The sequence below is a fragment of the Corynebacterium sp. HMSC062E11 genome, from assembly GCF_001811845.1.
GTDB lineage: Bacteria > Actinomycetota > Actinomycetes > Mycobacteriales > Mycobacteriaceae > Corynebacterium > Corynebacterium hesseae.
The window spans coordinates 122,074-134,044 of sequence record NZ_KV806797.1 but is presented as its reverse complement, the minus strand read 5'-3'; the positions used below and the strand labels follow the sequence as shown (position 1 = coordinate 134,044).

Genomic DNA, 11,971 nt, shown 5'->3' with positions numbered 1-11,971 from the left:
GCTATGGTGTCTTACAGGAACATACACATATCTGACTAAGACGATGGGGCGGCCAAGAATCCCTGGACCGCCCTACACACCTCAAGGGGGTCATGCACATGGGACGCGGACGCGCAAAGGCAAAGCAGACCAAAGTTGCACGCCAGCTGAAGTACAATTCGCCCGAGATGGATCTGGATTCGCTCCAGCGTGAGCTCGCCTCACAGAACTCCAAGCGTTCCCACAACGAGGACGAAGACCCATACTCGGAGTACGCGGATTACGAGGACTACGCAGATCGCTGGGACTCGGATGAGTGGGATGAGGATGATTCCGACGCGCGCTAGGCGCGCGAGTCACTGTCCCACCCTGTACATCACCTAAGCGAAAGGCCGGAGCCGTCTCCCCTCTACTTAAGGGGAAGCGCCTCCGGCCTTGTTCCTTTTCTCAGGACTTAGAACCCTGGGTGCTCGCCGGTCATGACAACGCGCGGCTCGCCCTCTTCGGCAGCACGAACGGTGCCCAGTTCCCACGCCTCCACGTGGCGGGCGGTCATCATAGCCAATGCTCGCTCGCGGTCCTCCGGCGCAACGACGGCGATCATGCCAACGCCCATGTTGAAGGTCTTCTCCATCTCCTCGAGGGCAACCTTGCCCACCGAAGAAATGGTCTTGAAAATCTGGCCCGGAGTCCACGTCGAGCGGCTCACCTCAGCGCTCAGGCCCTCCGGGATGACGCGCTCCAGGTTGCCGGCAAGGCCGCCTCCGGTGACGTGGCAGAAGGTAGACACCGCACACTCCGATGTCAGCGCCAGGCAGTCCTTGGCGTAGATGCGGGTAGGCTCCAGAAGTTCCTCGCCGAGGGTGCGGCCTAGGTCTTCCATGTAGCCGTCGAGCGGCAGACCCGCCTGCTCCAGGAGCACGTAGCGTGCCAAGGAGTAACCGTTGGAGTGCAAGCCGGAGGACTTCATGGCGATGAGAACGTCGCCTTCGCGCACCTTATCCGGGCCGAGCAGCTCATCAGCCTCTACAACGCCAACCGCAGTAGCGGAGACATCGTATTCATCCTTGCCCATCACCCCTGGGTGCTCGGCGGTCTCGCCGCCGAGGAGCGCTGCACCAGCCTGGACGCAGCCCTCAGCAATGCCCTTGACAATCTCTGCTACCTTTTCCGGCACTACCTCGCCCACGGCGATGTAGTCCTGCAGGAAGAGCGGCTCAGCGCCGCACACGACAAGATCATCCACGCACATGGCAACGAGGTCGATGCCGATGGTGTCGTGCTTGTCCATGGCCTGGGCCACAGCCAGCTTGGTGCCTACGCCATCAGAGCCAGCCGCAAGGACCGGTTCCTTGTACTCCCCCAGCTTGAATAGGCCGGCAAATCCGCCGAGCCCGCCCATAACCTCGGGGCGGGTGGCGCGCTTGGCGTGGGGGGTGATTAGCTCTACTGCGCGGTCGCCTTCCTCAATGTTGACGCCGGCGGCAGCATACGTGTTCTCGCTCATGAGTGACTTAGTCCTTATTCGTTAGTTGTCGTCGAGCCCTGCAGGGTGCGCACGGCCTCAGCATTGGGGTTTCCGGCAGGCAGTCCGAGTGGGTACTTACCGTCGAAACATGCGCAGCACAGTTCGTTGCGCGGCTGTTGAGTAGCCGCCACCATCTCATCGGTGGAGACAAATCCCAGCGAATCCGCACCAATCGCGGTGCAGATGGTCTGTGCTACCTCTTCCGGATCATCGGAAGGGTTGGCGTTGGCAATGAGCTCGCCCGGGGAGGCGAAGTCGATGCCGTAGAAGCACGGCCACTTCACCGGCGGGGAGGCGATGCGCACGTGGACTTCGGCAGCACCGGCTTCCCGCAACATCCGGATCAGCGCGCGCTGCGTGTTACCACGCACGATTGAATCATCCACCACGACGATGGACTTGCCTTCAATGACCTCCCGCAGCGGGTTAAGCTTGAGGCGAATACCCATCTGGCGCTGGGACTGCGTGGGCTGGATGAAGGTGCGGCCCACATAAGAGTTCTTCACCAAGCCGTGCGCGAAGGTCAGCCCGGATTCGCGAGCATAACCGACGGCAGCCGGGTTGCCAGACTCGGGAACGGGGATCACCATGTCCGCATCGGGTGCCGGGTACTGGCGCGCTAGACGACGCCCAATTTCCACGCGCGTGGCGTTGACAGAACGGCCCTTGATATTCGTATCGGGCCGCGCTAGGTAGACGTATTCGAAGACGCAACCATGGCGCTTGGTCTCGGCGAAGCGCTCGGAGCGGATTCCGGTCTCATCGATGGCAACGAGCTCGCCCGGTTCGATCTCCCGGATAAACTGCGCGCCGACGATGTCGAGCGCACAGGTCTCGCTGGCTACCACCCAGCCCGTGTTGAGCCTGCCCAGGGCAAGCGGGCGCACGCCATGTGGGTCACGCGCCGCATACAGGGTGTGCCCGTCAGTGAAGGTGAGGCAGAAGGCACCTTTTACGGTAGGCAACAAGTGCAGGGCCGAATCAAAGACGGTGTTGTCCTCGTTGACGCCGTCCGCCAACAAGATGGACAAGCACATGGAATCCGAGACGGACTCTTCCTGTGGCTTAATCAGCCCGCGCTGCACGGCCTCTGCGCGCAGCTCCAGGTAATTTACTAGGTTTCCGTTGTGGCCAAGCGCGATGTCAACACCGCTGGGGGACGTCCCAAACATCGGCTGCACATTCGACCATTCCTTGCCGCCTGCAGTGGAATAACGCGTGTGGCCGACGGCCACGTTTCCATGCAGCGAGCTCAGGATTGATTCATCGAAGACATTGGAGACAAGGCCCATATCCTTAAAGACGACGATGCGATCATCATCGCCCACCGCGATACCGGCGGCCTCCTGTCCGCGGTGTTGGAGGGCGAAAAGCCCGAAGTAGGTTAGCTTCGAAACCTCTTCTCCTGGTGCCCAAACACCGAAAACTCCGCATTCTTCGCGGGGTTCCGGATCCAGGCTGGGATCCGTCGACAAGGGCTTAGTCATGCTCTGGACGTGTTCAGCTACCACGGCGCCAATCCTAGCTGTTTGGGCCTGTGAAAACTAACGGAATCACGGGCAAACAGGCTGCAATGTCGTGGGAGCGGGATCCGGAGGCGTCCACGCGGCCGGCGTTAAGCGCCTGCTCCCAGCCAATGACTCCCGTTGCCAGCTGCAGCCATGTCAGGGGATCCATCTCCACCACATTCGGAGGGGTACCCCGGGTATGGCGGGGACCGGCGATGCACTGGACTGCCACGAATGGGGGGACCCGCAACTCCACGGAATGTCCCGGCGCGTCCGCCTCCACCAGGCGGGCTGTTGTGCGGGTGGCCTTCGCCAGAGCAGAGCGACCTGGTTTTTCGGTCCTCTCAGGGTCACGGATCCACTCCGCCACCGCTTCGACGGCGGCACGGGTGGTGGCGGCATCAACGGCCTTTTTCATACGCTATGCACACTCCCTGATACTTTGTTATCCATGTCACCAACCATGCCACCAAGCTCCTCGGAAGAAAAGAAGCCTGTCCCGACTGGGAAGTCCCCCTCCATCACGCTGCGGTTTATGGCCGCCCCGACAGATCTCACCATCGCCGGCGCCCAAGGCATCGGCGGCGGGCGTGTTTTGGAATGGATCGATAAGGCCGCCTATGCGTGCGCGGTTCAATGGTCCGGTACCTACTGCGTGACGGCCTACGTGGGCCACATTCACTTCACGCGCCCGATCCCTTCGGGCCACTTGGTAGAGGTACGCTCGCGCATCGCGATGACCGGGCGGTCCTCCATGCACATCGTCAACGAAGTGCTCTCCGCTGACCCGCGCGATGGCATCTTCACACGCGCCTGCGACTGCCTCGTCATCTTCGTGGCCAAGGACACTGAGACCGGAAAGTCGATGGCCGTTCCGCCGCTCGTTCCGGATTCCACTGAGCACCAGCGCGTATGGGAGGCTGCAGAGTCCCGCATCGAGCTGCGCAAAGCCATCGAAGCGGAGATGGAAAAGCAGACTTATGACGGCCCGTCCGACGCTCCCCGCATGGTCAACCGCTTCTTGGCCAAGCCCACCGACGTCAACTGGGGCGGCAACGTCCACGGCGGCACCGCCATGGAATGGATTGATGAGGCGGGCGCTGCCTGCACCATGGAGTGGTCCGGCGAGCACACCGTCGCGGTCTATGCCGGCGGAATCCGCTTCTACCGGCCAATCCACATTGGAGATCTCATCGAGGTGGATGCCCGCATGATGCGCACGGATACCCGCTCGATGCAGATGTCCGTCCACGTGCGCTCAGGCAACCCGCGCGGCGGCCGCGAAAAACTGGAGACCGCCATCCACGCCACCGTCTCCTACATGGCGATGGACGCTGACTGGCAGCCGCTAGCTGCCCGCCAATTCACTCCCCGCACCGAGGAAGACAAGCGCCTCTGGGAGCACGCCGGCATCCTTCGCGGACTGCGCGGCAAATACTCCCCGAAGCCACTGGTGGTGGCACCAAAGCACCAGCACGTGGATTAACAAAAGGATGAGCCCGAGGCTCATCCACTGGGCCGCGCCTACTGTAGAGGCTCAACCCGGCACGCCACGTGGAGGGAGCTTGGGTCCTTGGCCTTGCGCAAGGTGACGGTGCGGGCTTCACCACCGCTGTCCGTGGTGCCGCCGGGCGCTACGTAAACTCCCGTGGTCGCCGGAAGGATGACGGGCTTGTAGAAGTCCGCGCTGATGCGCACAGCACCGGGGAGGGTGCCGTCGAGCACCGACAGCATGCGAGCGTGCGTGTACATGCCGTGCGCGATGGGCGCGGGGAATCCGAAGAGTTTGGCACCCACCGCAGACACGTGAATGGGGTTCTTATCCCCCGATGCCGCGGCATAGACGCGGGTACTTTCGGGGCTAAAGCGCAGCGTTGCCGCAGGCGTTCCCGCCTCATCGCCGGGGAAGTCGAGGAAGCGCTCAGCCTCCGGACGTGTTCTCACTTGTCGCGGGGTGTCCTTGGTGAACTTCGCCCCCTGGCCTAGGAAGACTGATGTCTGGCGCCAGATCTCCTCGCCGCCAACGCTGTACGTGGTCACCATATCGATGACCAACCCTTTGCGGTGCGGGCGCAGGTTTTCCGCGTGCACGGCGATGTCACAGCGCTCGTCGACGCGCAGCGGGCGTTTCTGCTCGATGCGGTTGGACAGATGCACCACGCCCACGGCTGGGAACGGAAAGTCCGGTGCTGCCATGACCTTGATGGCAAGCGGGAAGGCCAGCGCGTAGAGATAGGTAGCGGGCAGCTCGTTACTCAGACGCAGGCCCGTGGCCTGGCAGTAGCGAGCCAGGTGCTCGGTGTCGACGCCTACGCTGTCGACGCGGTACGCGGTCTGCGGGTCCTCAACCTTGCGCTTGCCCGCCCCCAGCCCGGGGATGGGGACCGCACCCAGCATGAGGCTGCGGTACAGGGCGGGAAGGTCCGGAATCTCGTTGAGTGTGGTGACGTTCATTTAGGCTCCCATGAGGTTCTGACCGCAGACGCGGACGGTGTTGCCGCTCACCGCCGCGGAGGCCGGCGAGGCGAAGAAGGCGACGGTCTCCGCGACGTCGACAGGCAAACCGCCCTGTTGCAGTGAGTTCAGGCGGCGGCCGATCTCGCGCGGCCCGGTCGGCATCGCCGCGGTCATGGCGGTTTCAATAAAGCCCGGCGCCACGGCGTTGATGGTGGAGCCGTTCTCCGCCAACACTGAGCGCAAGGAATCAACGAGGCCAATGATGCCGGCCTTGGTTGTGGCGTAGTTGGTTTGGCCGCGGTTGCCGGAAATGCCAGCCATGGAGGACACACCAATCACAGCGGCACCCGGGGCGAGGGAACCGGATTCCAAGAGGCTTTCGGTAATGCGAACCGGCGCCAAGAGGTTAACGGCAAGAACAGAGTCCCACTGGCCTTCATTCATGTTGGCCAGCAGCTTGTCACGGGTAATTCCGGCGTTGTGGACGATGACGTCAATGGCTCGGCCGTGGCGCTCCTGCGCGTGCTGGGCAATCTTGTCTGCGGCTTGGGGGTCGGTGACGTCGAGAGGCAGCGCGGTGCCCTTGACCTTGTTCGCGGTCTTGGCCAAGTGCTCGCTGGCCTGCGGGACGTCGATGCAGATGACGCTCGCACCATCGCGCGCCAGCACCTCAGCAATGGTGGCGCCGATGCCACGGGCAGCACCGGTCACCACCGCCAGCCGCCCGTCGAGCGGCTGCTCCCAGTTCTGCGCTTCGCCATTGGCCGCCGGAGAATCGTGTCCCTGGGCACTGACGCGCACAACCTGCCCGTCCACGAAGGCCGACTTCCCAGACAGGAAGAAGCGGAGCGTGGACTCCACCTCTGCGGTGGCAGCGGGGTCTGCCCAGACCAAGTTCACGGTGCCGCCCTTGCGCATTTCCTTGGCCAGGGAACGGGTGAACCCTTCGAGTGCGCGGGCGGCAATGCGGGCGTCGATAGTGTCCGCAGCTTCCGGGGTGGTACCGATGACCACCAAGCGCGCGCACGGCAGAAGGTTGCGCATCTGCGGGTTGAAGAAGTCATAGAGCTCACGCAGCTGCTCTGGGGTCTCCAGGCCGGTGGCGTCGAAGACGAGGGCGGCCCGCTTCGCCTCCGCGGAAGCATTGATGACCTGGTAGTCCACGGCTAGCTGAGAACTCAGAAACTCAGCGATGCGCCCCTGGCCGCCAATGACGATGGGGCCATCGAGCGCTGGTTCCCCAGCCTTGTGGCGGCGCAGGGGATGACCTTGGGGTACTCCTGCTTTGGCGGCGAGCGGTGAGTTGATGAGCTTCTCAGCAATTGTGACGTTCGGCATAGGCTGGCATGTTCCTTTCTCGATTCTTCACAACCTTGCGAGCTTTGTTGAGCTGGTTGCAAGGTTAGTTAATTGAGTGATAGAACTAACAATATCACTTTAGTTGTGACGCGAAACGAACAGCCGGGTTGCTACCCCCCTCCCGCTGGGATGATTCGCACGAGACCACTCGCGAAGGAGCTTTTTAATGACCAACCCCCCGCACCGCGTAGCCATCCTGGGTGGCAACCGCATCCCATTTGCTCGTTCCAATAAGCAGTACGCCCACGCGTCCAACCAAGACATGCTCACCAGTGCGCTGGATGGACTCGTCGCACGCTACGGGCTTCACGACGAACGTCTCGGCCTCGTCGCCGCCGGCGCTGTGCTCAAGCACTCCCGCGATTTCAACCTCACCCGCGAGGTCGTTCTAGGCTCCGCCCTCGACTCCACGACCCCCGCCATCGATGTACAACAGGCCTGCTGCACTTCTCTTGCGGCAGCTATCCACGTCGGTGATGCCATTGCCCAAGGCCGAATCTCCACCGGCATCGCGGGCGGAACGGACACCACCTCGGATGCCCCGCTGGCCGTCAATGACACGCTGCGCCGTACGCTGCTCAACCTCACCCGCGCCAAGACCGCTGCGCAGCGCGCCCAGCTCATCGGCTCTATCCGTCCCTCGCAGCTGGCCCCGGAACAGCCGCAGAACGGTGAGCCGCGCACCGGACTCTCCATGGGTGATCACGCCGCCATCACCGCCCGCGAATTGAACATCAGCCGCGAGGCCCAGGATGAGTTGGCGCTCGCCTCCCACCAGAACCTCCACAAGGCTTGGGAGGAGGGCTTCTTTGATGACCTCACTACGGGCTTCCTCGGCGTCAACCGCGATACCAACCTGCGCCCGGATTCCTCCCTGGAGTCCTTGGCCAAGCTCAAGCCGGTCTTCGGCAAGCGCGATGCCGAGCAACACGGCACGCAGGCCACGATGACCGCAGGCAATTCCACGCCGCTGACCGACGGCGCCTCCGTCGCCCTCCTCAGCTCCGAGGAATGGGCGGCCGAGCACAACATCGAGCCCCGCGCCTTCCTCGTGGACTCAGAGACCGCGGCCGTCGACTTTGTCCACGGCCCCGACGGCCTACTCATGGCCCCCACCTACGCGGTTCCGCGCCTGCTCGAGCGCAACAACTTAAGCCTGCAAGATTTCGATTTCTACGAGGTCCACGAGGCCTTCGCCTCCCAGGTCTTGGCCACCTTGTCCGCATGGGAGGACGAGACCTACTGCCGCGAACGCCTCGGATTGCAGTCCGCACTAGGCCCCATCGACCGCACCAAACTCAACGTCAAGGGCTCCTCCCTGGCCGCCGGCCACCCCTTCGCCGCCACCGGCACCCGAATCCTCGCCACCACCGCCAAGATTCTCGAAGAAAACGGCGGCGGACGGGCCCTCATTTCCATCTGCGCCGCCGGCGGCCAAGGCGTCGCAGCCATCGTCGAACGTTAAGAAAAGCCTCCCAGAAAGGACCACTCATGCCACTGACCAAGTCTTCCGCTGACAAAAAGTCCATCTCCCCGGAGCTCAACAACCAGGCCTCCACCGACGCCCCCAAGGCCGAAGCCCGCAGCCCACACCGCCTGCCGACCACCCCGAAGCCTGCTGTTGCCACCGAACTTGCCGCGCTTCTCGACGGCCCCCACGCCGCCTTCCGCCAGGAGCTGCGCACCTTCCTCAACGATCCTTCGCTCTTCCCGAACCCGGATCTGCCCATGGCGGAGCAGCGCCAACACACCTTTGAGAACCTCTCCAAGGTTCGTGACTTCGGCGGATTCAACCACGGCCTGCGCCGCGCGCACGGCGGTGCCGGCAAGCCAAATCTCTCCACCTTCACCCTCGAAGGCTTGGCGTGGGTCGACGGTTCGCTGGCGATTAAGTCCGGTGTGCAATGGGGCCTGTGGGGTGGAGCGCTGGATCAGCTAGGCACCGAGCGCCACCTCGAGTGGGTTGAGAAGGCCGCCAGCCTGGAGTTGCCGGGCTGTTTCGCCATGACTGAGCGCGGCCATGGTTCCGATGTGCAATCCCTCGAGACCACCGCCACCTTCGACCCGGAGACCGATGAGTTCATCATCAACACCCCCTCCGATTCCGCGGTGAAGAACTACATCGGTAACGCCGCCAAGGATGGCCGCGCCGCAGTCGTCTTCACCCAGCTCATCACCCCGGATAGCGACGGCCGCTCCCACGGCGTCCACGCCATCATCGTCCCCATCCGCGACGAGGAAGGCAACGAACTGCCGGGCGTTGCCTTGGGCGATCATGGCCACAAGGGTGGTTTGGTAGGCGTCGATAATGGCACCCTGCGCTTCGACAACGTCCGCGTGCCGCGCGAGAACCTACTCAACCGCTTCGCCGATGTGGACGAGAAGGGCAAGTACTCCTCCCCCATCGAGTCCAAGAATGCTCGCTTCTTCACCATGCTGGGCACTCTCATCCGCGGCCGCATCGGCGTATCCGGCGCAGCGGGCGCCGCCACCGAGGCTTCCCTGGACATCGCCATCCGCTACGCCAACCGCCGTCGTCAGTTCGAGGGCGCGACCGGCGCCGAGAAGCGCCTCATTGAGCACCGCCAGCACCGCCGCCGCCTGCTCATTCCGCTGGCCCGTACATACGCGCTGCACCTGCTCTACAACCAAATTCTGGAGCGCTACCAGGAGCAAAACGATCAGCACGAGGCTGGCACCTGGTCTGTGACGGAGCCGACCGAAGAGCAGAAGTTTGCCTCCCGTGAGATGGAATCCCTGGCAGCTGCCATCAAATCCGCGCAGACCCAGCACGCCACCCGCACTATCCAAGAGTGCCGCGAGGCCTGCGGTGGCGCCGGCTACATGTCCGAGAACCGCCTGACCACCTACCGCGCCGATTCCGATGTCTTCGCTACCTTCGAGGGCGATAACACTGTGCTCATTCAGATGGTGGGCAAGAACCTGCTCACCGCCTATGGTCGCGCGATGAATGACATGAGCCCGTGGGACACCGTGAAGTACGCGGCTACCACCGCCACCGATGTGGTTCGCCGCCGCTACGGGTTCACTACTCGCCTGCAAGGCCTGGTGGACCGCGTGAATCCTTCAGAGGCCTCGCTTTTCGACGCCACCTACCAGGCCAAGCTGATCGACGATCGCGCCCAGTCCATCCTCTTCTCCCTCGTGCGCCGCATCCAGCCGGCTCGCAAGGCCGATAAGGTGCAGGCCGCCGCCATCGTGGATCAGTGCCAGGATCACCTCATCGCCGCCGGCTGGGCCCGCGTGGATACCTTGTTGGTCCAGGCCATGATTGAGGCAGAAGAGCGCCTTGAGGAAGGTTCGCTGGCACGCCAGGTCTTCGAGCAGCTGCGCCACCTCTTCGTCTTCGACACCTTGGTTCAGCACGCGGGCTGGTACCAGGAGCACAACCTGATTCCGGCCGGCCGCATGAAGGCCGCCCGCGCTGCTATCAACGACCTCGTCGATTCGCTCGCACCATGGTCCGTCGTTCTCGTGGATGCCTTCGGCGTTCCGCCTGAGGTACACAACATCCCGATGCTCACCGAGGCCGGTGTGGATCCGCTCCACGTCTAGTCACGCCACGCATCTCGAGGTCACCTCCGCCACCTGGCGGGGTGCCCTCCCTGCTTTCAACGACTGTCAGCATCACGCATCTACCATCCACAGGCATGACCACACCACACTCCATGTTCTCCAGTTCCTTCCCGCCTTCCGAAGACATCTTGGTCTCCGGAACCCTTCGCAACGACATCTCGCTGCATCTGTGCCACGGCCATTCACGCCAGGACATTCACAACGACTTTATTGAGCTTCTCGACGATCCTTCCGAGTGGACGACAGTGCGCACGGATCCCTTCCCGGAAGATTTCGATTCCATCATTGACGAAGTTGCCGCTAAGTACGCACAGAAGGTCACAGAGAAGTCCGCAGACGCACAGCGCCTCGACGCCCTCCGTGATGAGCTGCAACAGCGCAACCTAGCCTTCAGCTTCGACGAGGGCTGGGACGCCTCCGACGGCGCTGAATGCGGCGCCGAAAAGGCGGAAGAAGACGGTGCCGCAGGATATGTTTATTGCCACATGCAGGACGTCGACAGGTTAATCCACACCGGAGACCTCTTCTTTGGTTTCGGCACCATGAGAACCGATGCCGAGCTCAGCACACCTGTGGCCGTTGGCGAGCTACTCGTCGAAGCGCTGCGTGCGGTTGGCTTTAATCCCACGTGGGATGGCAACCCTAACGCACGCGTGCTGTGCCAAGGCCTAGTCGTCGAATTCCCCCTCGCGGAGGACCTCACCGACGCTGAATAAGCTCCATCCCCATAAATTCCGTGAAGCTAGCCCCCGTATTCGGCTAGCCCGCAACAACCATCCAGATGGCTACCATGTGCACCACCGCCGCGGCAATCGTCGCGGTGTGGAAGTGCTCGTGGTAGCCATACCAGCGCGCGTTGCGCCCCGGCCACTTGAAGCCGTACATCAACGCACCCACTGAATAGACCACGCCGCCGGCAAAGAGAAGCCACACCACAGCCGGTCCTGCGGACTGCCACAGGTTCGGCAATAGCGGCAGGATGAGCCAGCCCAGCACGAGGTAAACCACCACGTCCAGCCAGCGTGGGTGATTAATCCACACCAGATTCAAGATGACGCCCATGATGGCGCCCACCCACGCCGAGGTCAGCATCCATAACGCCTGCGTTGGCTCCAGCACGATGGCGCACAAGGGCGTGTAGGTCGCCGCGATAAACACCGAAATCGTCGCATGGTCAGCACGCCGCCACCATTGCACCGCACGCATAGACACCCACGGCCAGCGGTGGTACAACGCCGAGACCGTAAAGAGGCCCACCACGCCGACGCCGTAGACCGTCACCGCGAGCCCCTGCCACCACGGCAGCGTCATCCACGCAAAGGTAATCAGAACCGTCGATGCGATCAGGGAGGCAATGGCCGCAAAGAAGTGCCCCCAGCCGCGCGTTAATGGGCGCGGGCCGCGGTCCGCCATCCAGTACGTTCGCTGGATGAGCTGCTCTATCGTGCTGCTTTCCTGCACAGAGCCTTCTTCAACTGGAAATTCTTGCGGGGACGATTTCTGAGCACTGGGTGCGTTCATAGTGGGGGCCTTGCCTTGCCTG

The 11,971-nt window shown here is 62.9% G+C and carries 11 protein-coding genes; 5 read left to right on the top strand and 6 right to left on the bottom strand.

The annotated features are described in order from the left end of the window. Positions 1-98 precede the first annotated feature (98 nt). Positions 99-326, top strand: a complete 228-nt coding sequence (locus HMPREF2822_RS07150) for a DUF3073 domain-containing protein (protein ID WP_070522931.1) — start codon at positions 99-101, stop codon at positions 324-326. A gap of 107 nt (positions 327-433) precedes the next feature. Here the strand turns inward: HMPREF2822_RS07150 and purM are convergent, their stop codons facing one another. From purM to HMPREF2822_RS07135, 3 genes are read right to left on the bottom strand one after another with little or no spacing between them, the layout of a single operon-like run. Continuing rightward, the gene (purM, locus tag HMPREF2822_RS07145) at positions 434-1,486 is read right to left on the bottom strand and encodes a phosphoribosylformylglycinamidine cyclo-ligase (protein WP_070522927.1); all 1,053 of its coding nucleotides are present in this window, start codon (positions 1,484-1,486) and stop codon (positions 434-436) included. A gap of 14 nt (positions 1,487-1,500) precedes the next feature. Continuing rightward, the gene (gene purF, locus HMPREF2822_RS07140) at positions 1,501-2,994 is read right to left on the bottom strand and encodes an amidophosphoribosyltransferase (RefSeq protein ID WP_198530965.1); all 1,494 of its coding nucleotides are present in this window, start codon (positions 2,992-2,994) and stop codon (positions 1,501-1,503) included. A gap of 34 nt (positions 2,995-3,028) precedes the next feature. Beyond that, positions 3,029-3,433 carry a sterol carrier family protein gene (locus HMPREF2822_RS07135; protein ID WP_070522921.1) on the bottom strand — a complete coding sequence of 135 codons (405 nt, stop codon included), beginning with the start codon at positions 3,431-3,433 and terminating at the stop codon, positions 3,029-3,031. 33 nt (positions 3,434-3,466) lie between these two features. On the opposite strand from HMPREF2822_RS07135, the gene HMPREF2822_RS07130 reads away from it, so the two are divergent. Further along, positions 3,467-4,501: an acyl-CoA thioesterase gene (locus HMPREF2822_RS07130; RefSeq protein ID WP_070522918.1), complete on the top strand. Its 1,035-nt coding sequence runs from the start codon at positions 3,467-3,469 to the stop codon at positions 4,499-4,501. Between the two features lie 38 nt (positions 4,502-4,539). Here HMPREF2822_RS07130 and HMPREF2822_RS07125 read toward each other — a convergent pair whose 3' ends face one another. Together HMPREF2822_RS07125 and HMPREF2822_RS07120 are read right to left on the bottom strand one after the other, a co-directional pair. Further along, the gene (locus HMPREF2822_RS07125; RefSeq protein WP_070522915.1) at positions 4,540-5,469 is read right to left on the bottom strand and encodes a MaoC/PaaZ C-terminal domain-containing protein; all 930 of its coding nucleotides are present in this window, start codon (positions 5,467-5,469) and stop codon (positions 4,540-4,542) included. Then, positions 5,470-6,810, bottom strand: a complete 1,341-nt coding sequence (locus tag HMPREF2822_RS07120) for a 3-oxoacyl-ACP reductase (protein WP_070522912.1) — start codon at positions 6,808-6,810, stop codon at positions 5,470-5,472. It abuts the gene before it with no gap. Positions 6,811-6,997: 187 nt separating this feature from the next. Between HMPREF2822_RS07120 and HMPREF2822_RS07115 the strand changes: the two genes are divergently transcribed. The 3 genes from HMPREF2822_RS07115 to HMPREF2822_RS07105 all read left to right on the top strand — a co-directional run bounded on the left by HMPREF2822_RS07115 (position 6,998) and on the right by HMPREF2822_RS07105 (position 11,144). Beyond that, positions 6,998-8,296, top strand: a complete 1,299-nt coding sequence (locus tag HMPREF2822_RS07115) for an acetyl-CoA C-acetyltransferase (RefSeq protein WP_070522909.1) — start codon at positions 6,998-7,000, stop codon at positions 8,294-8,296. 26 nt (positions 8,297-8,322) lie between these two features. After that, positions 8,323-10,407, top strand: coding sequence for an acyl-CoA dehydrogenase family protein (locus HMPREF2822_RS07110; protein ID WP_070522906.1), 2,085 nt, complete (start codon positions 8,323-8,325; stop codon positions 10,405-10,407). Positions 10,408-10,502: 95 nt separating this feature from the next. Further along, positions 10,503-11,144: a DUF6891 domain-containing protein gene (locus HMPREF2822_RS07105; protein WP_070522903.1), complete on the top strand. Its 642-nt coding sequence runs from the start codon at positions 10,503-10,505 to the stop codon at positions 11,142-11,144. A gap of 43 nt (positions 11,145-11,187) precedes the next feature. On the opposite strand, the gene HMPREF2822_RS07100 is transcribed toward HMPREF2822_RS07105, so the two are convergent. Next, positions 11,188-11,841 carry a PAQR family membrane homeostasis protein TrhA gene (locus HMPREF2822_RS07100; protein ID WP_196189552.1) on the bottom strand — a complete coding sequence of 218 codons (654 nt, stop codon included), beginning with the start codon at positions 11,839-11,841 and terminating at the stop codon, positions 11,188-11,190. Positions 11,842-11,971: the final 130 nt, after the last annotated feature.